Raw genomic sequence first — 24,950 nt, 5'->3', positions numbered from 1 at the left:
CACTACACCCACGGGATCCAGCCCGCCACCACCCCAACCGCGATCCCGATCAGGGCCAGCAGGATCGCCCCCAGCAGGATCAACAGCGCCGGCACCCCCCAGCGCATCCACCCGAACCCCCCGGAATCCCTCATCCCACACCACCTGCAGAATGTTCACAAATCTGCAGAATAAAAAAGAGCAAAGCAAATTTTATTGCAATCCGAAGGAGCTTGCAACCCTCCCCTGTCTGAGGCCGGACCTGGATAGAGGGTGGGGCCTCCGGGCCCATCCAGGGGTTCCCTTGTGGGGAAATCGGGGTTTGGAGCGCAGGAGCAGATTCCGCCGCGACCTTGCAGCCTCGAAGACGAAGGGTTCGGGACGAAAGCCCCTCCTACAGGATGTGTAGGCCGAAATTCATTTCGGCATCCACATGCTTGTTGTAGGAGCGGCTTCAGCCGCGACCCTTATGCCATCAAAGACCGAGGCTCTGGGTGAAAGCCTCTCCTGCAGCCATGACCTCCGCGCCATCGAAGATGGAAAGTTCGGGGCTAAAGCCCCTCCTACCAAAAAACCGCCTTTTGTAGGAGCGGCTTCAGCCGCGACCCCTGCGTCATCGAAGACGGAGGTTCGGGGCGAAAGCCCTTCCTGTCAAAGATTGAGGTTGTCGGAGCGGCTTTCGCCGCGACCGATTGTGGCGATGGAGAAAAGCCGTCCACGAATGAGGGATAAGCGGAGGCTCCGAAGGCCGCATTCGTGGATGGGATTCGTGGACGGCTCCCCTCATTGTCGGAGCGACCCTCGCCGCGATCCTTGCGTCATCGAAGACGAGAGGTTCGGGGCGAAAGCCCCTCCTGCGGGAAAATCAATCGATGTAGGAGCGGCTTCAGCCGCGACCCTTGCGTCATCGAAAACCGGAGGTTGGGAGTTGCCGGAGCGGCTTCCGCCGCAACCCTTGCATCCTCGAAGACGGAGGTTCGGGGCGAAAGGCCTTCCTACAGGAAGATGGAGGATTGCGCGCAGGATCCGGAGACATTAGATTGAGCGAGGAGAGCGCTTCCATGCGGCGTGGATCCTCTTCCGGAGAGCCCGGATGATGCGGGCATCGAGCGGAACCCCTCCGGTGACGCGGGTTTCGGAGACCCTGGCCCGGGAGTGGCCGGCGCTGGGGATCTGGATCCTGGCAGTCCTCGGCTTCGGATGGCAGGCCCTCTCCCAAGAAGGAGCCGGACAGGGACTTCCTGCCCTGGCGGTCTTCGCACTGCTGATGGCAGCCTATATGGGGAGCGCCTTCCTGCCCGTCGAGGCCGCGCGGCGCTGGGCCGGCGAGGACCTCCGGCGGGTTTACGGGATTCCCTTCGCGCTCTGGTTCGCCGGCGGCCTGTTGGAGATCCTGCGCGGGCTTCCTACGGATCCATGGGCCCTTCTCGGGGGTTTGGCCTTCCTGGTCTGGCCGGTGGCCCTCGTCCTCCACAACCGGGCCGCCTGGGGTCCGATCCCCGCCCTGGTGGTCCTGGGCACCCTGGCCCTGATCCTGATCCCCGGTCCCCTCCCCGGGGATCCGGTGGGCTGGGCCTTTCGGATCGGGGCCGGGCTCTGGCCCCTCCCGCTGATCCTCGGATGGCCCGCCGCGGCCCGCCCGCGGGCCCATCTGCTCTACTTCGGCGCGATCCTGTTTGTGTGGTATGCCGTGGAGTTCGACCGCCTCCCGGCGCTGCCCCTGCTGCGCGGTGGACCCTCGTATTTCCACCTCGCGGCCATCCCGCTGTTCCTGTGGCTGATGCTCCTGAGCGGGCGCTTCCCCGATCTGGGGTTGACCTTCCGCTGGACGGGGCGGGATCTCCTCGCCATCCTGGTCCATCTGGCCGGGTTCGCGGCCTTCGCCCTCCCCTTCGGGTGGCTCACCGGCTTCCTGACCCCGGCGTCGACCCATCCGGGCCTGCCGGAGGCCCTCCTCCGCCTGCTGGCCATCTATCTTTTCATCGCCCTTCCGGAGGAGATCCTCTTCCGGGGCGCGCTGCATGTCCACCTGCAGCGGGCCCTGGGATGGCCGCCGCTGCGCACCCTGCTGCTATCCTCTCTGCTCTTCGGCCTCGCCCATCTGAACAACCCCCCGAAGGTGGGGCTTTACGCCGTCCTGGCCACCGTGGCGGGCTTCTTCTACGGGCGGACATATTTGCAGACGGGGAAGGTGACCACGGCGGCGATGGTGCATGCCCTGGTGGACTGGGTGTGGGGCCTTCTGTTCTCGAGGTAGATGGGACGCCCCTTCATCGTTGCGGTAGGAGGGGAGACGCAGCATCGCTGCGTCCCCCCTTTTCGGATGGGCTTATTCGGTCTTGCTGAACAGCCACACCGCGGGGATCAGGAAGAGGGCCCAAAAGGCGATGAGGGCGATCAGGTTGACCTCCAGCGGATGGAGGATCAACATCCGCAGGATCGGCTCCGGAACCAGGCCCTGCAGCGCCGTCTGGCGCATGGCGTCCACCCCGTAGGTGACCGGGTCCACGCGGGCCAGCCACTCCATCCAGAGCGGCACCTGGCGCAGGGGGAAGAAAGCCCCGCTGACGAAGAACATGGGCATCAGCAGGAAGTTCATCATCATATGGAAGCCCTCCATCGACCGCATGCGGGCGGCGATCAGGATGCCGAAGGAGGTCATGGTAGCCGCCACCAAGATCATCATCACCACCAGGGTGAGAACCTGGGGGAGGGTGAACCGCACGCCGACCAGAGGGGCCAGGAGCATGATCAGCAGTCCCTGGATCAGGGCGGTGGTGCTGCCGCCGGCCACCTTCCCCAGGGCGACGGCGGTCCGCGAGACCGGGGCCACCAGCACCTCCTTCAGGAAGCCGAACTCCCGATCCCAGACAATGGAGACGGCGGAGAAGACGGCGGTGAACAGCACAGCCATGCTCAGGATGCCCGGGAAGAGGAAAGCCCGGAAGTCCACCCCGCCCATTCCCGCGGCTACGGCGGGGGCGAGACCGTTCCCGAACACGATCAGGAACAGCAAGGGCTGCCCCAGGGAGCTGATGATCCGCGCGCGGTCCCGCAGGAACCGCAGGAGATCCCGATACCAGATGGTGTAGACCGTTTTGAGAAAAGCCATGGATCACCTCCGACCCCAGAGTCGACGGCTCAGGCGCATCCGCTCCAGGGGCGAGGCCTCCTCGTCCCGGATGGCGCGTCCGGTCAGCTTGATGAAGACATCCTCCAGGCTCGGCCGGCGCAAGCTGATGCTGTGGACGATCAGCGGAGGCTCTGCGCCGTTCTGGAGGACCCCCAGCAGGCGGGGGATCAGCTGATCGCCCCGTGGGGCTTCCACCAGAACCCCCTCCGCCGTGGGCCGGGGATCCAACCCCAGGGCCTCCCGCAGGCGCTCCACCGCCCGGGCGTCGTCGCTGGTCCGCACCAGGATCACATCCCCGCCGATCATGGCTTTCAGATTGTCAGGGGTGTCCAGGGCGATGATGCGGCCGTGGTCGATGATGGCGATGCGATCCGCCCGCTCCGCCTCATCCATATAGTGCGTGGTGAAGAAGACGGTGGTTCCCTCGGTGTCCCGCAGGCGGAGGATGTAATCCCAGATGTGGCGACGGGTCTGGGGATCCAGCCCCAGGGTGGGCTCGTCCAGGAAGAGGACCTTCGGCTGATGCAACAGGCCGCGGGCCAGCTCCAGCCGGCGCTTCATCCCGCCGGAGAACGTGCGCACCTCCTGGTGGGCGTGGTCCAGGAGGTCCACCAGCTCCAGCAGACGCTTCGCCCGCTCCTCGAAGATCCGTCGGGGGACGTCGTAGAGCATGGCGTGGAACGCCAGGTTCTGCCACGCCGTCAGGCGATCGTCCAGGCTGGGATCCTGGAAGACCAGCCCGATGCGCCGGCGCACGGCATGGGGCTCGCGCACGATGTCGTGGCCGCCCACCCGGGCGGTCCCGGCGGTGGGCCGCAACAGGGTGCAGAGCATGTTGATGGTGGTGGTCTTGCCTGCGCCGTTCGGGCCCAGGAAAGCGAAGAGCTCCCCTTCCCGGACCTCGAAGGAGACCTCCCGCACGGCCGTGAAATCGCCGAACCGTCGGGTGAGACGCTCCGCCTCGATCGCGTTCATTCCTCCACCTCCTCACGGTATGGGACGGCGAGCGCGCTGGGCTTCCCGCGGCCCCTGCTGCGGAGAGGGCTCCGCCGGCCCGAGGGTCCGCTGCAACAGGGCCATCGCCTGGGCCAGCAGCGCCCGCTCCTCCGGGCCCAGCGGGCGCAGGCGGCGCCCCAGGCGAGCCGCCGCCCGGGCCTGAAGCCGCCGCAGGGCCCGTCGCCCCTGGGGAGTCAGCCGGATCCACACCCGGCGCCGGTCCGAGGGATCCCGCTCCACCCTCACCCAACCTTGCTCGGAGAGGGTCCGGATGGCGCGGGAGACCGTGGAGGGGCGGACGGCCTGGGCGCGGGCCAGCTCCGTGAGAGTGTAGGGCCGCTGGGCCAGCATGCCCAGCATGCGATAGGACTGGGCCGGGAAGAGCTCCCCGGCCTCCCCTTTCACCTCCGCCCAGATCTGACGCATCACCCGATGCAGGGTCTCCAGCACCACACGGGCCAGCTGGCCCTCGCTCAGGGAACCCCGGGTCGCCACAGGCCGGCTCCTGCTCGGATTGTTGCCCTGGCTAAAAGTTAGCGAGGCGCATTATAAATCTCAGGGGCCGGCCTGTCAAAAACCCGGCCGGGGCGGTTTTTCGGCTCCTGTCACCGATGGAGCCGCAGGCCTCCGTCCGGGGCAACCTCCGCGCCGGCCTTGTTGCCCTGATGGAAAACCGACAAGGCGGGCGCGGTGTCCGGGCGATGAAGAGGCATCAGGGGGCGGGCTCCGGAGGGTCGGGTGGACGATCCAGGTCGGAGGCGATCTTGAGGTCCAGGATGGGGGAGCCGTCCAGGGCATCCAAGCCCCGCACCCGCACCACGTTGCCCTCGATGGCCAGCACCCGCACGCCGGTCAATCCGATGGGGTTAGGTCGATACTGGGAACGGGTGGCGAACACCCCTTTCATGGGCTTGGTTGGATCCCCTCGGGGATGAACCTTCAGCCGGGGCTCCTTCACGCGGTCCAGGACGTAGAGCACCATCAGGATATCGCCGGGCTGCAGGCCCTCCAGCCCTTCCACGAACTCGGGGTCGAGGACCAGCTCGCTTTCCTCCTGCCGCATCACGTCCGCCTCGGTCCACTCCGTGAAGCGGCTCCGCACATAACCGATGGCCCGGAAGGTCCACTCTTTCCGATCCATCCCAGACCCCCGCAGGTTTCCTTCAAACCCGGATGCGTTGCCAGGCCCCGCTGCGGAAGCGGTAGCCGAACAGCAGCGCCCGCACGGCGAAGTCGGCGAACATCCCCAGCCAGGCCCCGGGCAGTCCCCAGCCCAGGCCATGGGCGAGGAGCGCCGCGACCGGGAGCCGAACCATCCAGATGGAGGCGGCGGTGACCAGCAGCGTGTAGCGCGTGTCTCCTGCGCCGCGCAGGGCTCCCGAGAACACGAAGCTGACAGCCATCACCGGCTGGATCAGCGCGGTGATGCGCAGGGCCGCCGTGCCCTGGGCGATGACCGCCGGGTCCTCTGTGAACAACGCGACGAGCAACGGCCCGGCGAGGGCCAGGATCAGCCCCAGCGAGCCCATCAGCCCCAGGGCCAGGAGGAGCGCAACGAGGGCCGCCCGTTTCCCCTCCTCCGGCCGCCGGGCCCCGAGGGCCTGACCGGTGAGGGTGGAGGCGGCCACTGCGAACCCCCATCCGGGTAGAAAAGAGAGCGACATCACCCGCAGGCCGACCTGATGGGCGGCGTAAGCCGCCGTGCCCAGGCCGGTGATCACCCCGGTTAGCTGCAGCAGGGCGAGCTGGAGGAGGAGCTGCTCCAGGCCGGCGGGCAACCCGACGTTCAGGATCCTTCGCACCAGCCCCCACTCCAGGCCCGGCCAGCGATGCGGCAGGCGAAGCACGGAGGTGCCTTGCCACAGACGGATCAGCACCAGGCCTGCCCCCAGGGCGCGGGCGCAGGCGGCTGCCATGCCCAGCCCGGCCACGCCCACATGCCATGGGCTCCACGGGCCGACCAGAGCCCAGGCCAGAAGGGCGTTGGTGAAAACCACCACAGCCCAGGTGCGCATCGGCGTGAGGGTATCACCGGCGCCGCGGAGGGCCGCGTTCCCCACGAAGAGCACGGCCATGGCCGGAAAGGAGAGGGCGACCCAGCCCAGATACGTGGCCGCGGCATGTTCCACCGCAGGCTCCGCGCCCAGCCCGCGGAAAAGGGCCGGTCCGCTCAGAAGGGCGAAAAGGGCCCCGCCGATGCCGAGGAGCCCCGCGCTGAGGAGGGCCTGGACGGTGATCCGGCCGGCCTGTTCAGGGTCCCGGGCGCCGACGGCTCGGGCCACCAGGGCGGTCGCGCCCACCCCCAGGGCGCCGAAGAAGGCGGCCACCAGGTTGATCACCTGGCCGCTCAGCCCCACCGCCGCCAGGGCCACTGTCCCCAGGTGCCCGGCCAGGTAGGCATCCGTCCAGTCCACCACGATGTTGAGCAGCTGCTCCAGGGCCGCGGGGCCGGCCAGCTGAAGGACCACCCGGATGGTCTGCGTCCCTGGGGCGCGCGGATGGATGCGGGCCTTCCAGGAAATCCCCAGCGCGCTGGGGGCGCGTTTCACATCCCGATGAGGCATCCCCTCCCCTCCAGGCTTTCGCGGCGGGGATCCAGGGTGTGTCCCAAAATCGTAGGACAACTGCGAGCAGTTGTCCTACAACGCGGCGAGGCCCGACAAAATTGGGACACACCCGGGATCCACCCTACGGTCCGTAGGAAGGCACCAGATACGCGCCGGCGGCCCAGCCTTGCTCCCCCGTGCGGGGATCCTCCAGCTGCCACCAGGTCAGGCCGTCCGCCTCTGTGGGGCCGCCGATCACCCGCATCACCGTTCCCTCAGGGAGGAAGCGGATCCGCTCCGCCTGCAGGCCGGGGGCCTTGCGGAAGCTGAGCCCCTGGTCGCCGGCGCCGCTCACTTTCACGAAGATCCCCACCTGAACGGCGGCGGGGAGGGTCGGCGTAGGGGTAGGCTCCGGAGGCGTGGGCGTCGGCGAGGGAGCGGGCGTCCAGGTCGGTCGGGGCGTCGCCGTAGGCGCTCCCCTCAGGTCCGCGGCGAGGGTGCGCTGCAGATATCGAAAGCCCCCTGTGCAGAGCAGGGTGGCCATGAGCAGGGCGCTCAGCAGAAGAAGCCATTCCCCGGGTCGTAACTCGCCCTCTCCGGGTCGGGGTCGGATGCGAATCGGCCGTTGCATCTCTCCCTCTCCACGACGGCGTTTCCAACCGCGGCCAGCCCCATTTTACCGGATATCTCTTACGCCTGATTGGAGGCCGCCTCGGCCGACGGGATCGCGACGCCCTCCCTCCATACCCAGCCCTCGATGAGGAGATCCTTCACGCCGTCCGGTCCGGGGAAGACGCCCCGGATAACGCTCAAGTCCGGGTCCCCCGGATTTAAGAAAAGAGCCTTGCGGGAAGGCGCACATTTTGTATAATTTAGGGTGTAACCTCAGGCTATGAAGGAGGGACAGGCCGAGAGCCTCGACTGAGCGCTGGCCCCGCGTCGTCTGGGTAGCAGCTCCCCCCCTCATTTTCAGCAAGGAGGAGAAGCGATGGTTCCCAAAAAGCTTGGATGGAGCGTGGCCTTTTTGATGCTCCTGGCCCTGGTGGCCGGAGCGTGTGCGCCCGCTGCGACCCCCACCCCGGCTCCGGCTACCCAGCCGCCGCAGCCCACCCCGCCACCGCCTACTCCCACCCCAGCCCCGAAGACCCTGGTGGTCTGCATGGCCCAGGAGCCGGCCAGTCTCTATATTTACTCCGAACCCATGCTGGTGAGGTCCCACGTCCTCGAAGCGATCATGGATGGCCCCATTGACAGCCGCACCTTCGCCTATCAGCCGGTCATCCTGGAGAAACTGCCCAGCATCAAGGACGGGGACGCAGTGGTCGAGGAGGTCGAGGTCCAGGAAGGCACCTACCCCATCGCCGATGCAGCGGGGAACGTGGTCACCCTCACCAAAGGGGTCACGGTGAAGGTCCTGGTCGACCCCAAGACGGGGAAGACGGAGGACCGCACGTTTGAGGGCGGCTCCATCAAGCTGCCCGTCATGAAGGTCACCTTCAAGATCAAGGAGGGGGTCCTGTGGTCGGATGGCCAGCCGGTGACGGCGGAGGACTCGGTCTTCTCCTTCGAGGTGGCCAAGGCCCCCGAGACCAAGGTCTCCAAGTTCACCATCGAGCGCACCGCTGAATACAAGGCCCTGGACGCCCGCACCACCCAGTGGGTGGGGATCCCGGGCTGGATCGACGCCACTTACTTCATCAACTTCTGGACTCCGCTGCCCAAGCATAAGTATGGCAAACTGACCCCGGCCCAGATGAACGAGGATCCGGATGTGAACCGCAACCCGCTGGGCTGGGGCGCCTTCATGATGAAGGAGTGGGTGGCGGGGGATCACATCACGGTGGTGAAGAACCCCAATTACTGGCGGGCGAAGGAGGGCCTGCCGCGGATCGACACGGTGATCTTCCGCATCGTGCAGGACACCAACCAGCTGCTGGCCCAGCTGCTCTCCGGCGACTGCGACATCGGCACGCAGGACGCCGCCTTCGACGCGCAGGCCGAGTTCCTCAAGCAGGCGGAGGCCGAGGGGCTGCTGAAGCCGCAGTTCGTCCTGGGCACCGCCTTCGAGCACCTGGACTTCAACATCCAGCCGGCGCCGGGCTACCAGATCGCGGCCGGCAACGATGTGTTCCAGGACAAGCGGGTGCGCCAGGCCTTCGCTTACTGCATCGACCGCAAGGCCATCATCGACAAGGTGCTCTTCGGCCGCAGCGAAGCCCCCGCCGTCTACATGCCTTCCATCCACCCGCTCTACGCCAAGGATGTGGTGACGGTCTATGAGTTCAACCCGGAGAAGGGCCGCGCCCTCCTGGAGGAGGCGGGCTGGAAGGACACGGACGGGGACGGGATCCGGGACAAGGGCGGCAAGAAGTTCAGCGTGACCTACGGGACCACGGCGGGCAACCGGCTGCGGGAGCAGGTCACCCAGATCATCCAGAAACAGCTCAAGGATAACTGCCAGATCGAGGTCAACCTCTACTACAAGCCGGCCCGGGAGTTCTTCGCCAACTGGCCGGACGGCCCGGTCTTCGGGCGCAAGTTCGATCTGGCGGAATACGCCTGGGTGACCGGTGTGGAGCCGCCGTGCGAGCTCTACAAGACCGATCAGATCCCGTCGGACGAGAACCCCGGCGGCCAGAACAACACCGGCTACAGCAACCCGGCGTATGATGAGGCCTGCAACCGCGCCCTGAGCACCCTGGATCCCGACGAGAAGAAGAAGTGGCACGCCGAGGCCCAGCGGATCTTCAGCGAGGACCTGCCGGCGCTGCCGCTCTTCGTGCGGCTGAAGATCGCCGTGGCCTCGCCGAAGGTGAAGAACTTCATCGTCGACCCCACGGCGAACTCCGAGATGTGGAACATCGAGGAGTTCGACATCGAGCAGTAAGGCGGGAAGCCGCCATCCATCCCCGGGCGGGTGGGCCTCCACCCGCCCGGTTTTTTTCCGAGAAACTCTCCCTCCTCAGGAGAGGTGGTATACTCGAAGCGGCAGGCACAAAGATTGAACCTTTCGGCGAGATCAGGAGCCGCATGCGGATCGCGATCGTGGGGTTAAGGAAGATCGGGATCTCCCTGGGGCTGGCGCTGCGGGAGGCAGTGCCCCAGGCCCAGCGGGTGGGCCATGATCCAGACCCGGCGCAGGCGCGGGAGGCGCTGCGACGAGGGGCCGTGGACCGCACGGACTGGAACCTGCCGGGGGCCTGCGAAGGAGCCGACCTGGTCCTCCTGACGCTCCCCCTGGCGGAGATCGAGCGAACCCTGCAGGCCATCGCCCCGGTCCTGGCCGAGGGCGCCCTGGTGATGGACACCGCTGAGCTGAAGGCGCCGGTCATGGCCTGGGCCCGGCAGCATCTCCCCCCTGCCACGCCCTTCGTGGGCGGCCATCCCATCCTTCGGCCGGACGCGGGGGAGGAGCCCGCGGCCGATCTTTTCCGGGACGCCCTGTTCTGCCTGACCCCTTCCGCCCAATCGCCCGCCTGGGCGGTGGAAGCGGCGGCGGGGCTGGCCCAGCGCCTGGGCGCCCGGCCGTTCTTCATGGACCCTGTCGAGCACGACGGCTGGATGGCGGCCCTGGAGCAGCTGCCGGCCCTCCTCGGGGCCGCCCTCCTGACACTGTGGTCCGCCGCGCCGACCCGGCGGGAGCTGCCCCAGGCCGTCGGGGCGCGCTTCGCCCGGATCACCGCCGACCTCCCGGACGCCCCCAGCGCGCGGCTGGCCGCGGTGGCCAACCGGGACGCTCTGCTCTACTGGCTGGATCGCCTGCTGGAGACCCTGGGTCAGCTGCGGGGCGCCCTGGCCAGCGCCGAAAGCGCCACAGAGCTGGAGGACCTTTTCCAGACGGCTACCCAAACCCGAAGCGACTGGCTGAAGACCCGTCGGGAAAGCCCGCTCGGTCCCTCCATCCCTCTCGAGGGGACCCGCCCGTTGGAGGCCTTGCTGGGCCTCCATCGCCTTCGCCCTACCCGCAAGCGCTGAGCGGCCATGGCGGCTCGAAAGCGAAGCGCGGCCCACACCGGAGAAGGACAGGCACGCCCGATGCGGGTGTTGATGATCGCGCCGACCTCGTTCTTCAACGACTACGGATGCCACGTCCGCATCCTGGAGGAAGCCCGGGCGCTCCAGGCCCTGGGCCTCCGGGTCCGAATCGTGACGTATTACAAGGGCCGTGACCTGCCCGGGTTGGAGATCGTGCGCACCCCGCCCCTGCCCTGGCGCTCCCACTATGAGGTGGGATCCTCCCGTCACAAGATCGCCTTCGACGTCTATCTCTCGGCGACGGCCCTGATCACCGCCCTCCGGTGGCGCCCGCATCTGATCCACGCCCACCTGCATGAGGGCGCCCTCATCGGGACCGCCCTGCGGGCGCTGCTTCGGACGCCGCTGATCTTCGATTTCCAGGGCAGCCTCACCGGGGAGATGATCGATCACCGCTTCCTGAACCCGGAAGGGCCCTGGTATCCCTTCATGCGACGGCTGGAGGTCTGGATCGACCGTCAGCCCGATCTCATCCTCACCAGCTCCATCCACGGGGCGCGCCTGCTGATCGAAGCGTTCGGCGTGCGGCCGGAGCGGGTGATCCCCTTCCCGGACGCGGTGAACACCGAGGTCTTCCGCCCTCCGCAACCCGAAGAGGGGCCTGTGTTGGAGCGCCTGCGGGCCCAGTGGGGGATCCCGTCGGAGCGCCGGGTGGTGGTGTATCTGGGGCTGCTGGCACCTTATCAGGGGACCGACCTGCTCTTAGAGGCCGCCGCCCGGGTGGTTTCGAGCGACCCTCAAGTTCACTTCCTGGTGATGGGCTTCCCGGGGGAAACGACCTATGCGGCCCGGGCGCAGGCCCTGGGGATCGGAGGCCATGTGACCTTCACCGGGAAGGTGCCCTATGAGGCGGCCCCCCTCTACCTCCGCCTGGGGGAGGTAGCGGTGGCTCCCAAGATGTCCGCCACGGAGGGAAGCGGCAAGCTGCTCAACTACATGGCCACCGGCCTGCCCGTGGTGGCCTTCGACACCCCGGTGAGCCGGGAGTTCCTGGGGGAGGCCGGCTATTACGCCCGGCTGGGGGATGCGGAGAGCCTCGCGGCCTGGATCCGTTACGCCCTCCAGCACCCCGAGGAGTCCCGGGAACGCGGCAGACGGCTCCGCGCCCGCGCGGTCGCCCATTACAGCTGGGAGACCGCGGGACGAACCCTCCTCGCCCTCTATGAGGCGCTTCGAGCGGGGAAGCTCCCACAGCGGGTATACGCCCCGGCGCCTCGGCGCGCCACCACCGGCCCGGAGGCCCGGGGGCGCCCCGGGCATGAGCCTTTCCTCTCCACCCCAGAAAGCCTGAAACGCCATCCGGGGGAGCACCGAGGATGGGGCGCGCGTTGAAGGAACTGTGGGGATATCGGGATCTGCTCTGGCTGCTGACGTTGCGGGATCTGAAGGTCCGCTACCGGAACTCCGTCCTGGGGATCGCCTGGTCCTGGATGAACCCCCTGCTGATGATGACGGTGTTCACCGTGGTGTTCACGGTCATGAACCGGGGGCCGGCCAGTCTGCCTCATTTCCACGCCTTCGTGTTGATCGGCATCCTGGCCTGGAACGCCTTTGCGGTCTCCGTGCAGGGAGCGGCGGAGAGCGTCACCGCCAACGCCGCCCTGGTCCGCAAGGTGTATTTCCCCCGGGAGGTGCTGCCCCTCGCCGTGGTCCTCTCCAACGCCCTCAATTTCCTGATCTCGCTTCCCATCTACTTCGCCATCGCCTGGATCTCCGGGATCCGCCCGACCCCCTGGCTGCTGCTCCTCCCGGTGACCCTGATGGCCCATCTCATGTTCACAGCGGGGGTCTCCCTCACGGTGGCGGCGCTCAACGTGTTCTACCGGGACACCGCGCACATCCTCCAGGTGTTGCTGCTGGCCTGGTTCTTCCTCACCCCCATCTTCTATCCGATCTCGGTCCTGCCGCGCCACGCGGTGATCCTGGGGCTTTCCGTGGACGTCTGGCTCTGGACCCGCCGCCTGAACCCCATGGCCTCGATCATCGCCTCGTATCACGACCTGCTTTATTACGGGATCTACACGGCGCCGGAGTTCCTGCTGCGCACCTGGGCGACGGCGGCCCTCACCCTGGCCCTCGGCTACGCCCTCTTCCGCCGCCTCAGCCCCCGCTTTGCTGAGGAAGTCTGACCTACGGGGCTCCCAGCGCCTCCAGGGCGAGAGGAAGCGCTTCGCCGAACCGGATCACAGCGGTCGGGATGCCGGCGCTCTGCAAGATGGGCAGGACGCGGGGGCCGGTCTCCGCCCCCCCAAAGGAAGACGCCTCCAGCACCACTGCCGCCACCCGGATCCCGTGTCCGTCCAGGCTCCGGGCCACGATCGCCCAGCGCGGATCCCCGGAGGGGGTGATCAGGATCAGGACGGCGCCGCGGACCATCCGCATGGCGTGGGTCTGCAACACATCGTGGAAGGGCTGCGTCCCGTAGGCTCGCAGGAGCGCCAGCCCCTCCAGGATGCGCTCCAGCTGGGCCTCCCCCCGATGGGGCGGCAGGAGCAAGCGCTGGGAGCCGTAAGCCAGCAGCCCCACCGCCCGCTCCCGCTTCAGGAAATAGGCGGCCAGGGACGCGGCCGCGGCGACCGCATATTCCTCCGTCGAAGGAGGAAGGAGCCCACGGGGAGCTCCGAGGCCCCATTCCTCCTCGGGCAGCGGGCGCTGGACGTGAACCTCCGCCATCATGTCCAGCACAATCCAGAGATCGGCCGCCGGGTCCTGATCGAACTCCTTCACCATCAGGCGATCCCGCCGCGCGGTGGAGGGCCAGTGGATCCGGTGGAAGGCATCCCCGGGCTGATACTCCCGAACCCCCCCGGCGCTCGGCGTCACCTCGGAGGTGCGGCGCCGGGCGGCCTCGCTGCTTCGCCAGAGCCCAACCGGAAGGCCGATCCGCCAGAGGGGGAGCACCGGCGGGTAGATCAGAACCTCCGAGGTCTCGGCGAGCTGCAGGGTGGCCTCGAACAGGCCGAAGGGATCCGTGCCGATCAGCGTCAGGGGGCCCAGGCGATACAGCCCGCGCCGCCGGCAGCGGGTCCGCGCCGTCCACAGCCGCTCCCGCTGGGGCCCGAGGTTGTCCAGGACGAAGCTGGCCCGATGGCCCGGCAGATTGGATCCATCCCGGATCTCCAGCCAGACCTTGGGGAAGAAGCCGGTGTTGCGGAGGATCAGGGTTTCCTCGAAGAACCCGCCCACGTTCTGGCGACGAACCCGGGGGATGCGGCGGATCTCCAGATCCCGCACCGCGCTCCACGCCCAGGCCAGGGAGACGAGGAGGAGGGCGATCAGCAGGTAGGCCAGGTTGTAAAGGATCGATCGGCCGGTGATGAGGGCGGCCAGGGTGACCACGGCCGTGAGGAGGAGAAGGCCGCGCGCTCGGGGCCGCAGAGCCAGCCGGAAGCCCGGCCGCGGCGGCGAAGACGCCGATGGAAGCCACACCGGCCTCGACGTCATCGCGAACGGACCTCCCACGGCACCGTGGGAATGACCTGCAACTCCCCTCGATAAAGGCGAACCCGACCGATGATCTCCACGTTCGCTCCCGGCTCTTGAAGGGGCTCCGGGATGAGGGCCGCGACGTTTTCCCAGAGGATCACCGGAAGCGCCCCGCTCTCATCCCGCACCACCAGCCGGATCCCGGCGGAGAAGCGGGTGCGCTCCACCACCTGCCCGGCGATGCGCACCGTTGCGTTCTGATCTGCGGGGCCCAGGCTCCCGATGGCCCGCGGGGGCGCATCCGGTCGAACGCCCTTTTCTACAAGGATGGCACGGCCGGAACGAGGGAGCAACTCCAGCTCCCCCCGATACAGGGTCAGCACACCGGTGGCTCGGATCCGCGCGCCCGGGTAGATCCCTTCCCGGCCGGGGACGCCCGCCATCTGTTCGCTGGGGATGAAGACCCGAAGGCGGTGCCCTTCCTGCTCCAGGATCAGCGCCCAGCCGGCGGAGAACCCCTGCAACTCCGCGACCGTCCCGGCCACCGTCACGGAGGCACCCGGGGCGAGGGTCGCGAGGGCGCTCAGGGGGAACGGCGTTGCCGTCGCGGAAGGCCGCGGCCGAGGCGTGGGGGTGGGCGATCGGATGGGCGTGGGTGAAGCCGTTGGGCGAGGGACCGGCGTGGGGGTCGCCACCGGAGGCTCCCAGCGTATGTCGATCGAAAGCTCGGGATAGAGCGTCGGGGTCCCTGTGCGCCAGCGCACGCGTCCCCATACCTGCACCCGCGCCCCCGGCGGCGGGGTGGCGGGAAGAGCCGCCCGCAGCTCCCGGGAGAGGCGCACCTCGAGGGATCCCGTCTCATCCGCGAGGGTCCAGCGGGTGTCGGAGCGCTCCTCCAGGATCCCTTCCACGCCGACCCAGGCGCCGTCAGGGCGCTCCTGAGCGCGGGAGATGGGTTGAGGCGTCGGCGTCCAGGGGATCCGGGCCCAGCCCTCCGGATCGTCCAGCGCCACCTGAGGGACTTCCCGATACAGGGTCAGCGCCCCTGTGATCCGAAGGCCCGCGCCCAGGGGCAGCTCCGCCCGCGTCCCCACCAGGGCCTCATACCACGCCACATCAATGGACCCGGTCTCATCCTGCAAGCGGATCAGGGTGAGGCCCTCATAGGGGCGGCGGACGCTTCGGATCTGCCCGGTGATCTGCACCCGGGCTCCCACCGGGGCGGAGGGGAGATCGCCGATGGAGAGGGGAAGAGGCTCCGGACGCTCGATACGCAGGGCCTCCGCGTGGACGATTTCCAGCGCGGGAGGATCCCGATCCTCCCGCAGACGTCCCTCCACGGTGACCCCGTCGCCGGCGCGGGGGATCCGGTTCGCCCGGGCCAGGGTGGCGGCGACCGATCCATCGGCGAGAACCCAGAGCTCGCCCGTGCCGTCGCTGAGGTGGAAGCGGAGGCGGGGGCCTTCCGGCTCCCAGCGTGGGGGCTCGGGGAGAACCCCGTGGACGCGGACGTAGCCGGCGATCGCGCCCCCCGACAAATCCGCAAGGGATAAGGCGGGCACAGACTGGAGACGGGCCTGGATCCAGAGCGAAAACAATCCGGCCAGGGCGAGGGCCAGCGCCCCCAGCGCCGGCCCCACCCGAAAGGGAGGCGGGGAATACCGCAGCATCGAACTCCTCGAGACGGGAATCCCTCGTAAAAGATGATAGCCTCCGGACCACCTCGCCGCGGGGCCCCGACTTGACAGATTCCCGGCTTTATGCTTTCATGAAGTTAAACGTTTAACCAGCATGAGCGATGGCGACGCTTCGGGATGTCGCTCGGCGGGCGGGGGTTTCGATCGCCACGGTCTCGTATGTGCTGAACGGGACCCGGTCGGTGAGTCCGGAGGTAGAGGCTCGGGTTCGGGAGGCTGTCCGTGCCTTGCAATATCGCCCTAACCGGCTGGCCCGGGGGCTCCGACGCAAGCGCACCCATGTGATCGGCCTCGTTGTCCCCGACAGCGCCAACCCGTTCTTCGCGGAAATCGCCCGCGGGCTGGAGGATCTGAGCTTCGCCCACGATCACAGCGTGATCCTCTGCAACTCCGACGGGGATCCAGCCAAGGAGCAGCGTTACTTGGGGGTTCTGATCGAGCAGCAGGTGGATGGGATCGCCCTGGTTTCGGTCCGGTCCACCCCGGCGCATCTTTCTATGCTGCGCCAGCGCGGGATCCCCTTCGTGGTCGTCGACCGGGATCTGCCGGGCCTAGAGGCGGATTGCGTGCTGGCGGATAACTTCCAAGGTGGGTATCTGGCAACCCGCCACCTCCTGGAGCGAGGGCATCGGCGGATCGCCTGCATCACTGGTCCCTCGGAGCTGACCCCCAGCGCGGATCGCGTGCGGGGCTACCGGAAAGCGTTGGAGGAGGCGGGAATCCGGCCGCCGGAGGTCTGGGTGCGGCGAGGTGATTTCCGGGCGGAGAGCGGTTATGAGGCGGCCCGCTTTTTCCTGGGCCTGCCCGCGGAGGTCCGCCCCACAGCCATCTTCGCTTGCAACGACCTGATGGCCATCGGGGCGATGCGGGCGATCGGGGAGGCCGGCCTGTCGATCCCGGACGACATCGCTTTAGTGGGATTCGACGACATCCTCCTGGCGTCCTATGTGATCCCGCCCCTGACCACGGTGGCCCAGCCCACCTATGAGATGGGACGTATGGCGGGGGATCTCCTGTTACGCCGGCTGGGGGAGCCGGATCGCCCGCCGGCTCGCCTGATCCTCCCTGTGCGCCTAGTGGTCCGTCAGTCCACTTAGGAGCGAGGCCCATGAAAAAACGGGGATTGCTCAACGCGCCTCTGAGCCAGGTGATCGCCGAGATGGGCCATGGGGATCTGCTGGTTATCGCCGATGCCGGGCTGCCCATCCCCCTTACCGTTGCACGGATCGATCTCGCTGTCCGCCCCGGCCTGCCCCCCTTCCTGGAGGTCCTCGATGCCGTCCTGGAGGAGCTCCACGTGGAGAAAGCGATCGTCGCCATGGAGATGAGAGAACGCAGCCCGCAGCTTTATGAGGCCGTGCGCGATCGGCTGCGCGCCGTCGAGATCGAGCACGTGCCCCATGAGACCTTCAAAGCGATGACCGGCAGGGCCCGGGCGGTGGTCCGCACCGGGGAATGCACGCCTTACGCGAACGTGATCCTGGTCTCGGGTGTGATTTTCTGATCCGATATGACGCGGCGGAGGCTCTCGTGACCTCCCTGGAGGCGTAAAGGGATGGATCGTCCCTCCGTGGAACCCGTGAGGGCGCTGGGACGGCCGGCCTGGCTTCCCCGATGGGGAAGCACATTGGAGGCCCGGGAACGCTGGACCCGATGGGGTCTGGTGCTCACGCTGCTCATTTTCGGCGTGGTGCTGAGCCTGGCCTCCCCGCGTTTCCTCACGCCGGGCAATCTGATCAACGTGGTCCGCCAGACCTCGGTGAACGGCATCATCGCGGTGGGGATGACCCTGGTGATCCTCAGCGGGGGCATCGATCTTTCCGTCGGTTCGATCCTGGCCCTGACGGGGGTGGTGGCGGCCAGTCTGGTGACCAGCGGGCAGGCCCCGCCCCTGGCGATGTTCAGCGCCCTGGCCCTGGGCTTCGCCCTGGGGGCCCTGAACGGGATGGCCGTGGCCTATCTCCGGATTCCGCCCTTCATCGCCACCCTGGGGATGATGACCATCGCTCGGGGGCTTGCCCTCAGCTACACCCAGGGCCGGCCTATCACCGGGTTCCCAGACGCCTTCCGGTGGCTCGGGGCCGGCTGGGTGGGGCCGTTCCCGGTTCCGGTTCTGGTGATGGCCCTGGTGTTCGGATTCGGAGGGATCCTGCTCCAGTTCACGGTGTGGGGAGAGCATTTGCTGGCCATCGGCAACAACCCGACGGCCGCACGCGCCGCCGGGATCCCGGTCGCGCGGCGCCTGGTGCTGACCTACGCCCTGAGCGGGGGGCTGGCTGCCCTGGCCGGCCTGATCCTGATCGGTCGGCTGGATTCGGCGCCCCCTACCCTGGGCATCGGCTACGAGTTCGACGCCATCGCCGCCGTGGTCATCGGCGGGACCAGCCTGGCCGGTGGGGAAGGATGGCTGGGGGGCACGCTGATCGGCGCCCTGCTCATCGGGATGCTGAACAACGGGATCAACCTGCTGAACATCCCCTCGTTCTACGAGCAGGTGTTCAAAGGCGGCGTGATCGCCATCGCGTTGCTGCTCCACCGGCTCCTGCGGCGCGAGTAGCGGCGTCGCCCGGTTGAACCCGGGAGGACATTGTGCGGAGATGGGAGTTCCCGGGATGAGCGATCGGCCCTGCGTCCCGGTTCTGAAACCTTAAGCAAGCGAAAGGAGGAGAAGCGATGCGCGCCCGTGTAGCTGTGCTGGTGGGATTGGTTCTGGCGCTGGCCGCCGGCGCCTGCGCGCCGGCCACGCCCGCAGCCCCTTCGGCTACTGCGACCCCTGCTGCGGCGCAACCCAAGGAAATCGTCCTGGGTCTTTCCCTTTCCACCCTGAACAACCCCTTCTTCGTCACCCTGAAGGAGGGCGCGGAGCGTGCCGCCGCCCAGTATGGGGTGAAGCTCATCGTGGTGGATGCCCAGGATGATCCCGCCAAGGAGGCGGCCAACATCGAGGACCTCATCCAGAAGAAGGTCTCCGCCCTCCTGATCAACCCCACCGACACCAAGGCCGTGGTCCCCAGCATCCAGAAGGCGAACCAGGCCGGGATCCCCGTCTTCACCGTGGACCGGGCCGCGGAGGGGGGTGAGATCGTCTCCCACATCGCCTCGGATAACGTGGCCGGGGGACAGATGGCCGCCGAGTTCCTCTGCAAGGCTCTGAACGGCAAGGGCAAGGTGGTAGAGCTGGAGGGCATCCCGGGCACCTCCGCTGCCCGCGATCGGGGCAAAGGCTTCAACGACTACTTGAAGGAGAAGTGCCCGGGCCTCGAGGTGGTCGCCCGCCAGCCCGCCGACTTCAACCGCGCTAAGGGCCTGCAGGTCTTCGAGAACATCCTCCAGGCCCAGCCTCAGATCGACGGCGTCTTCGCCCACAACGATGAAATGGTCCTGGGCGCCATCCAGGCGGCCGAGGCGGCCGGGCGCACCGGGATCATCTTCGTAGGCTTTGACGCTATCGACGACGCCGTCAAAGCGGTGAAGGAAGGGAAGCTGGCGGCCACGGTGGCCCAGCAGCCGGCGGAGATGGGCCGGCTCGCTGTGGAGATGGCGGTCAAGTATCTGCGGGGCGAGAAGGTCGAGAAATTCATCCCTGTCCCCCTTTCCCTGGTGACCAAGGACACCGTTAAGTAGGCAAGCTTAAGAGGAGGGGCAGGCGAGCCGGTTCCTCGCTCATCCCGGTGATCGCCGATGCGGGCGGGGGGACCCCCGCCCGCACCTTCATCTTCTGGAGCAGATAATGGAGCCCCTGCTGCGCGCCGAAGAGATCTCCAAAGCTTTCCCGGGCGTTCAGGCCCTGGACCGGGTCTCCCTGGAGATCTTCCCCGGGGAGATCCACGGGTTGGTGGGGGAGAACGGCGCAGGCAAGAGCACCCTCATCCGGATCCTTGCGGGGGTCATCCCCCGGGACAGCGGCCGGATCCTCTGGAAGGGCCAGCCGGTGGAGATCACCGATCCCCGCCACGCGCGCCGCCTGGGGATCGCCGTGATCCACCAGGAGCTCAGCCTGCTGCCCAACCTCACCGTCGCCCAGAACCTCCTTCTGGGCCGGGAGCCCCGCACCTTCTGGGGAGGATTGGATCCGCGGACCATGGAAAAGCAGGCGCGGCGGATCCTGAACGGGGTGGGGTTGGATCTGGACCCCCGCGCCGTGGTCGGCAACCTCCCCTTCGCCCAGCGCCAGATGCTGGAGATCGCCCGGGCGCTCTCCGAGGACGCCCGTTTGCTGATCATGGACGAGCCTACCTCCGCCCTCAGCGAGCGGGAGATCCATCGTCTGTTCGAGCTGCTGTCGGACTTGAAGCGACGAGGGGTGGCGATCCTCTTCATCTCTCACCGGCTGGAGGAGGTGTTCCGCATCGCCGACCGGATCACCGTGCTGCGGGACGGCCGGCACATCGGGACCTTCCCCATCTCGGAGGTGACACCCTCCGCGGTGGTGCGCATGATGGTCGGGCGTGAGATGAAAGAGATGTTTGTGAAAACCGCAACGCCCGGGCAGGAAGTGGTCCTGGAAGTCCGGGGGTTGACCCGCGTGGGGGTCTTCCACGAGGTTTCGTTTCAGGTTCACCGCGGGGAGATCGTGGGGCTGGCCGGGCTGGTAGGGGCCGGCCGCACCGAGGTGGCCCGCGCCCTGTTCGGGCTGGACCCCCTCGATGGCGGGGAGGTGCGCATAGAGGGCCGGCCGGTGACCATTCGTTCCCCTGCGGATGCCATCCGCCTGGGGATGGCCTTCGTCCCGGAGGATCGCAAAGCGCAGGCGCTGTTCCTGGGCATGGCCTTGCGCTCCAACGTCACGATTTCCTCCCTTCCTCGCCTTGCTCGCCTGGGGTTGCTCTTCCCTGCGCAGCTGGACCGGGCGTGCGTCCCTTACATCCGCGCGCTGGACATCCGTCCACCCCGCCCAGCCCTTCGGGTCCGTTATTTATCCGGTGGGAACCAGCAGAAAGCTGTCCTGGCACGGTGGCTGATGCTCCGGCCGAAGATCATGATCCTGGACGAGCCGACGCGGGGGATCGATGTGGGGGCCAAGGCGGAGATCCACGGGCTCATGGACCAGATGGCCCGCGAAGGGATGGCCATTCTCATGATCTCCTCAGATCTCCCCGAGGTCCTGGGCGTGAGTGATCGGATCGTGGTGATGCGAGAGGGTCGGATCGTCGGCGAGTTGAGTCGGGAGGAGGCCACCGCCGACCGTGTCCTCGCCCTGGCGATGGGGGAAGGCGATGTTCGAGCTGCGTGAGTTTCTCGGACGATGGAGTGGGGCGCTGGTTCTGGCGATGCTCTGGTTGGCGCTGGCCGCGCTGACCCCGCAGTTCCTGACCCCTTCCAACCTGCTGAACGTGGCCCTTCAGTCCTCCATCCTCGCCGTGGTAGCTATGGGGATGACGATGACCATCATCAGCGGGGGGATCGATCTCTCGGTGGGCTCAGTGGTCGCCCTCACAGGCGCCCTGGCCGCCGGGTGGATGGTCCGGGACGGATGGCCGGTGGGGATCGCAATCGCGGCCGCGCTGGGGGTGGGGCTGATCCTGGGCGCGTTGAACGGAGCCCTGGTGGTCTACGGCCGCCTGGCACCGTTCATCGCCACGCTCTCCACCATGGCCATCGCGCGCGGGCTCACGCTGGTTTACACCCGTGGATATCCGATCTCCGGACTGCCGGACTCCTTCACCTTTCTGGGCACCGGGGACCTGGCGGGCATCCCGATGCCTGTCCTGGTCATGCTCTTTGTCGCCCTGGTGGTTCGCCTCCTGCTCCATCGCACCGCCTGGGGCTTACATCTTTATGCGATCGGCGGGGGGGAAGAACTGGCCTGGCTTTCCGGCGTTCGCGTGCGGAGGGTCAAGGGGATGGTCTACGCCCTGAGCGGCCTCCTGGCCGCGCTGGGAGGCATCCTGCTGACCGCTCGCCTCTGGTCCGCCCAACCCAATGTGGGCGTCGGCCTGGAGCTGGAGGCCATCGCCGCTTCCGTCCTGGGGGGCGCCCGCCTCAGCGGGGGTTACGGCCGTGTAGAGGGCACGCTCATCGGAGCGCTGGTGATGGCTACCGTGGGCAACGGCCTCAATCTGCTGGAAGTTCCTTCTTATCATCAGCAGGTGATCAAGGGGCTGGTGTTCATCCTCGCAGTCGGGCTGGATCGCGCCCTGCAGGCCGGCGTTGAATGGGGACGCCTCCCTCGAACCTCCCGTTTGATCCGAAGGAGGAGCGAAGGATGAGTGTGGTGGTGCTGGGGAGCATCAACATGGATCTGGTGGCGGTGGCCCCACGGTTCCCACGGCCTGGGGAGACGCTGCGGGGGCACCGGTTCTTCACCGCCCCGGGAGGCAAGGGGGCCAACCAGGCGGTGGCCGCCGCCCGCCTAAGGGTGCCGACCCGGATGATCGGGCGGGTGGGGAACGACGTGTTCGGCCCGGCCCTGCGCCAGGGCCTGGCAGAGGCCGGGGTGGAGATCAGCGGGGTGATGACGGACCCGGAGGCGAGCTCCGGGACCGCGCTGATCGTGCTGGAGGAGAGCGGACAGAACGCCATCGTGGTGATCCCGGGCGCCAACGGCCGGGTGGGGGAAGCCGAGCTGGCCCGGCTGGAGGAGGCCCTCGCCGAGGCCCGGGTGCTCCTGCTACAGCTGGAGGTGCCGCTGGAGGTGGTGGCCGCGGCGGCGGAGCGGGCGGCCCGGGCCGGGGTGACGGTGATCCTGAACCCCGCGCCGGCGATGGAGCTGCCGGAGGAGATCTATCGATGGTGCGCGTGGCTGACACCGAACGAGGTGGAGGCGGAGGGATTGGTGGGCTTCCCGCTGCGAGATGCGAACGCCATCGAAGAGGCGGCACGGACGCTGGTGGGACGGGGATGCCGGCACGTGGTGATCACACTGGGGGAACGCGGATGCGTGTATGCGGATGAGAAGGGGACACGCTGGGTGCCGGCCTATCGAGTGCCGGTGGTGGACACAGTGGCGGCAGGGGATGCCTTCAACGGAGCGCTGGCGGCGGCGCTGTGGGAGGGCCGGTCCGTCGAGGAAGCCCTCCGCTGGGCCAGCGCGGCCGGAGCTTTAAGCGTCACCAAACACGGCGCTCAGCCCTCAATGCCGACCCGAGAAGAGCTCCTCGCCTTCCTCGCTCAACGTCCCGAAACGCGCTGAGACCCATCCGCAGAAACCGCCTCGCTCTTGAAAACCGAAATGGCAGGGTGCTCGAATCCCTACTAAACTCCCCTCTGGAGAGCTCTACCCAGAGGGGAGTGCGATGGCCATCGCCTACGCTTTTGATCCCGTTTTCCTCGAGCACGATGACCCCCAGCACATCGAGCGCCGCGACCGCCTGGAACGCATCCTGGAGGTCCTCCGGACCCACGGGGTCCTGGACCGGATCACCCCGCTCCCCATCGAACCCATCCCGATGGAGCGCCTGACCCGGGTGCATGAGCCCGCCTATGTGGAGCGGGTGCGCCGCCTGGCCGAGCGGGGCGGCGGGGGCCTGAACTTCCCCGGCGATGAGACCTACGTGACCCCCCATTCCTTTGAAGCCGCCCGGCGGGCCGCCGGGGCCGTGGAGGCCGCCGTCGCCGCCGTGTGGGAAGGCCGCGCCCGCAGGGCCTTCGCCCTGGTCCGCCCCCCCGGCCATCACGCCTTCCCGGACCACGGCGAGGGCTTCTGTCTCTTCAACAACATCGCCCTCGGCGCCCGCTTCGCCCGTGAGGAGCTGGGCGCGCGCCGCGTGATGATCGTCGACTTCGACCTCCACCACGGCAACGGCACCCAGGCGATCTTCTATACAGACCCCACCGTGCTGTATCTCTCCACCCACCAGTGGGGGATCTACCCGGGGAGCGGCCACTGGCGGGAGATCGGGGCCGGGCCCGGGGAGGGAGCCACCATCAACCTCCCCCTGCCGGCAGGGGTGGGCGACCATGGCTTCCAGCGCCTCCTGGAGGCCGTGATCGCCCCCGCCGCGCGACGCTTCGAGCCGGAGCTGCTGCTGGTCTCCGCCGGCTACGACCCCCACTGGGGAGATCCCCTGGGCGGGCTGTCGATGACAGTGCAGGGGTTCGCCGCCCTGACCCGGGGGCTAACCGAGCTGGCCGATGCCCTCTGCCAGGGACGCCTCGTGTTTGTGCTGGAAGGTGGCTACCACCGGGACGCCCTGGCCTACGGGGTCCTGGCGGCCTTCCGCCTCTGGCTCGGACACGACGATGTCCTGGATCCCCTGGGACCGCCGCCTCGGGCCGATGAGCCCTCCGTGGAGAACCTGATCGCCCAGGTCCGCCGCCTCCACCGCCTGGAGGGATGAACACCCATGCGTGAAGGAACGGGAGAACGGATCTTCATCAAGCTGGGCGGCTCCCTGATCACCGACAAGCGCCGGGAGCGGCGGGCGCGCCTGCGGGTGATCCGCCGGCTGGCGGAGGAGATCCGCGAGGCCCTGCAGGAGCGGCCCGGGCTGCGGATCCTGGTCGGCCACGGCAGCGGCTCCTTCGGCCACGCCGCCGCCGCCCGCACCCGCATCTATGAAGGGATCTCCCGCCCGGAGGACTGGTGGGGGTTCGCGGAGGTGGCCCTGGCGGCCGCGGAGCTCCACATGCACGTCCGCCGCGCCTTCCACGCGGCCGGCCTGCCCGCCCTCAGCATCCCTCCCTCCGCCGTCGCGGAGGCCGCCGGCGGGATCCCCATCGCCTTCGAGGCCCGGGCCTTCCAGCGGGCGTGGGAGGTCGGCCTGATCCCTCTGACCGGCGGGGATGTGGTCTTCGATCGGGAGCGGGGGGCGACGATCCTCTCCACCGAGGCGGTGTTCGATGCCCTGCTGGAGGTCCTCCGCCCCACCCGCATCCTGCTGGTCGGCGAGGTGGCCGGGGTGCTGGCCGACGGGCCCGAAGGACACCAGGTCATCCCCCACCTCACCCCCGCACGGTTTCGGGAGATCCTCCACGCCGTCGGAGGATCCCACGGGATCGACGTCACCGGAGGGATGCGAGCCAAGCTGGAGATGGCCCTGCGCTGGGTGGAACGGGATCCCCGCCTGGAAGTCTGGATCTTCTCGGGACGACGCCCGGGCGCCCTTCGGGAGGCCCTCCGGGATCCCCTCCGGATCCGGGGGACCCGGATCACGTGGGCGTGAGGCCGGGTAGGGGTGAGCGCCATCGCCCGCTCGA

At 68.1% G+C, this 24,950-nt stretch carries 23 protein-coding genes; 14 read left to right on the top strand and 9 right to left on the bottom strand.

What is annotated here, in order from left to right; translation table 11 throughout:
* Nucleotides 1-2: 2 nt before the first annotated feature.
* A complete protein-coding gene (locus KNN16_RS12815; protein WP_303897384.1) occupies nucleotides 3-134 on the bottom strand; it encodes a hypothetical protein in 132 nt (43 codons plus the stop codon).
* Nucleotides 135-1,072: 938 nt separating this feature from the next.
* On the opposite strand from KNN16_RS12815, the gene KNN16_RS12810 reads away from it, so the two are divergent.
* A complete protein-coding gene (locus KNN16_RS12810) occupies nucleotides 1,073-2,236 on the top strand; it encodes a CPBP family intramembrane glutamic endopeptidase (RefSeq protein WP_303897383.1) in 1,164 nt (387 codons plus the stop codon).
* 72 nt (nucleotides 2,237-2,308) lie between these two features.
* On the opposite strand, the gene KNN16_RS12805 is transcribed toward KNN16_RS12810, so the two are convergent.
* The 6 genes from KNN16_RS12805 to KNN16_RS12780 all read right to left on the bottom strand — a co-directional run bounded on the left by KNN16_RS12805 (nucleotide 2,309) and on the right by KNN16_RS12780 (nucleotide 7,285).
* Nucleotides 2,309-3,091 (bottom strand): ABC transporter permease, encoded by a 783-nt coding sequence (locus KNN16_RS12805; protein WP_299288040.1) that lies wholly within the window; start codon nucleotides 3,089-3,091, stop codon nucleotides 2,309-2,311.
* A 3-nt stretch (nucleotides 3,092-3,094) separates the two neighbouring features.
* Nucleotides 3,095-4,087, bottom strand: a complete 993-nt coding sequence (locus tag KNN16_RS12800) for an ATP-binding cassette domain-containing protein (RefSeq protein ID WP_303897381.1) — start codon at nucleotides 4,085-4,087, stop codon at nucleotides 3,095-3,097.
* Nucleotides 4,088-4,099: 12 nt separating this feature from the next.
* Nucleotides 4,100-4,603 carry a MarR family winged helix-turn-helix transcriptional regulator gene (locus KNN16_RS12795; protein ID WP_303897378.1) on the bottom strand — a complete coding sequence of 168 codons (504 nt, stop codon included), beginning with the start codon at nucleotides 4,601-4,603 and terminating at the stop codon, nucleotides 4,100-4,102.
* 217 nt (nucleotides 4,604-4,820) lie between these two features.
* Entirely contained in the window at nucleotides 4,821-5,249 is a 429-nt protein-coding gene (tsaA, locus tag KNN16_RS12790) for a tRNA (N6-threonylcarbamoyladenosine(37)-N6)-methyltransferase TrmO (RefSeq protein WP_299289006.1), read from the bottom strand.
* A gap of 22 nt (nucleotides 5,250-5,271) precedes the next feature.
* Complete coding sequence (locus KNN16_RS12785; RefSeq protein ID WP_303897375.1) at nucleotides 5,272-6,672, bottom strand: MATE family efflux transporter; 1,401 nt, start codon at nucleotides 6,670-6,672, stop codon at nucleotides 5,272-5,274.
* A 124-nt stretch (nucleotides 6,673-6,796) separates the two neighbouring features.
* Entirely contained in the window at nucleotides 6,797-7,285 is a 489-nt protein-coding gene (locus KNN16_RS12780) for an SH3 domain-containing protein (protein ID WP_303897373.1), read from the bottom strand.
* A gap of 357 nt (nucleotides 7,286-7,642) precedes the next feature.
* On the opposite strand from KNN16_RS12780, the gene KNN16_RS12775 reads away from it, so the two are divergent.
* From KNN16_RS12775 to KNN16_RS12760, 4 genes are all read left to right on the top strand, one after another.
* Nucleotides 7,643-9,541 carry a peptide ABC transporter substrate-binding protein gene (locus tag KNN16_RS12775; RefSeq protein ID WP_303897371.1) on the top strand — a complete coding sequence of 633 codons (1,899 nt, stop codon included), beginning with the start codon at nucleotides 7,643-7,645 and terminating at the stop codon, nucleotides 9,539-9,541.
* Between the two features lie 143 nt (nucleotides 9,542-9,684).
* Nucleotides 9,685-10,629, top strand: coding sequence for a prephenate dehydrogenase (locus KNN16_RS12770; protein WP_303897370.1), 945 nt, complete (start codon nucleotides 9,685-9,687; stop codon nucleotides 10,627-10,629).
* Nucleotides 10,630-10,689: 60 nt separating this feature from the next.
* On the top strand, nucleotides 10,690-12,021 hold the full coding sequence (locus tag KNN16_RS12765; RefSeq protein ID WP_303897368.1) for a glycosyltransferase family 4 protein: 1,332 nt from the start codon (nucleotides 10,690-10,692) through the stop codon (nucleotides 12,019-12,021).
* On the top strand, nucleotides 12,006-12,818 hold the full coding sequence (locus KNN16_RS12760) for an ABC transporter permease (protein ID WP_299288275.1): 813 nt from the start codon (nucleotides 12,006-12,008) through the stop codon (nucleotides 12,816-12,818). Before KNN16_RS12765 ends, KNN16_RS12760 begins: the two co-directional genes overlap by 16 nt.
* A gap of 1 nt (nucleotide 12,819) precedes the next feature.
* Here KNN16_RS12760 and KNN16_RS12755 read toward each other — a convergent pair whose 3' ends face one another.
* Together KNN16_RS12755 and KNN16_RS12750 are read right to left on the bottom strand one after the other, a co-directional pair.
* On the bottom strand, nucleotides 12,820-14,133 hold the full coding sequence (locus KNN16_RS12755) for a DUF58 domain-containing protein (RefSeq protein WP_303897366.1): 1,314 nt from the start codon (nucleotides 14,131-14,133) through the stop codon (nucleotides 12,820-12,822).
* Entirely contained in the window at nucleotides 14,130-15,785 is a 1,656-nt protein-coding gene (locus KNN16_RS12750) for a hypothetical protein (RefSeq protein WP_303897365.1), read from the bottom strand. The genes KNN16_RS12755 and KNN16_RS12750 overlap by 4 nt, the downstream gene beginning before the upstream one ends.
* A 128-nt stretch (nucleotides 15,786-15,913) precedes the next feature.
* On the opposite strand from KNN16_RS12750, the gene KNN16_RS12745 reads away from it, so the two are divergent.
* The 9 genes from KNN16_RS12745 to KNN16_RS12705 all read left to right on the top strand — a co-directional run bounded on the left by KNN16_RS12745 (nucleotide 15,914) and on the right by KNN16_RS12705 (nucleotide 24,916).
* Complete coding sequence (locus tag KNN16_RS12745; protein ID WP_303897363.1) at nucleotides 15,914-16,909, top strand: LacI family DNA-binding transcriptional regulator; 996 nt, start codon at nucleotides 15,914-15,916, stop codon at nucleotides 16,907-16,909.
* A gap of 11 nt (nucleotides 16,910-16,920) precedes the next feature.
* Entirely contained in the window at nucleotides 16,921-17,316 is a 396-nt protein-coding gene (rbsD, locus tag KNN16_RS12740) for a D-ribose pyranase (RefSeq protein ID WP_303897362.1), read from the top strand.
* A 51-nt stretch (nucleotides 17,317-17,367) separates the two neighbouring features.
* Complete coding sequence (locus KNN16_RS12735) at nucleotides 17,368-18,369, top strand: ABC transporter permease (protein WP_303897359.1); 1,002 nt, start codon at nucleotides 17,368-17,370, stop codon at nucleotides 18,367-18,369.
* A gap of 116 nt (nucleotides 18,370-18,485) precedes the next feature.
* Nucleotides 18,486-19,436 carry a ribose ABC transporter substrate-binding protein RbsB gene (rbsB, locus tag KNN16_RS12730; protein WP_303897355.1) on the top strand — a complete coding sequence of 317 codons (951 nt, stop codon included), beginning with the start codon at nucleotides 18,486-18,488 and terminating at the stop codon, nucleotides 19,434-19,436.
* 106 nt (nucleotides 19,437-19,542) lie between these two features.
* A complete protein-coding gene (locus tag KNN16_RS12725; RefSeq protein ID WP_303897353.1) occupies nucleotides 19,543-21,045 on the top strand; it encodes a sugar ABC transporter ATP-binding protein in 1,503 nt (500 codons plus the stop codon).
* Nucleotides 21,029-22,021, top strand: coding sequence for an ABC transporter permease (locus KNN16_RS12720; protein WP_303897349.1), 993 nt, complete (start codon nucleotides 21,029-21,031; stop codon nucleotides 22,019-22,021). The genes KNN16_RS12725 and KNN16_RS12720 overlap by 17 nt, the downstream gene beginning before the upstream one ends.
* A complete protein-coding gene (rbsK, locus tag KNN16_RS12715; RefSeq protein ID WP_303897346.1) occupies nucleotides 22,018-22,944 on the top strand; it encodes a ribokinase in 927 nt (308 codons plus the stop codon). The genes KNN16_RS12720 and rbsK overlap by 4 nt, the downstream gene beginning before the upstream one ends.
* 103 nt (nucleotides 22,945-23,047) lie before the next feature.
* A complete protein-coding gene (locus KNN16_RS12710; protein WP_303897343.1) occupies nucleotides 23,048-24,091 on the top strand; it encodes a histone deacetylase in 1,044 nt (347 codons plus the stop codon).
* A gap of 6 nt (nucleotides 24,092-24,097) precedes the next feature.
* Nucleotides 24,098-24,916, top strand: coding sequence for an isopentenyl phosphate kinase (locus KNN16_RS12705; protein WP_299284796.1), 819 nt, complete (start codon nucleotides 24,098-24,100; stop codon nucleotides 24,914-24,916).
* The last annotated feature ends 34 nt before the right edge of the window (nucleotides 24,917-24,950 follow it).

Source organism: Thermoflexus hugenholtzii, from assembly GCF_018771565.1.
GTDB classification, from domain to species: domain Bacteria; phylum Chloroflexota; class Anaerolineae; order Thermoflexales; family Thermoflexaceae; genus Thermoflexus; species Thermoflexus hugenholtzii_A.
The sequence above is the reverse complement of the archived record's forward strand: the minus strand, read 5'-3'. Positions and strand labels throughout refer to the sequence as shown.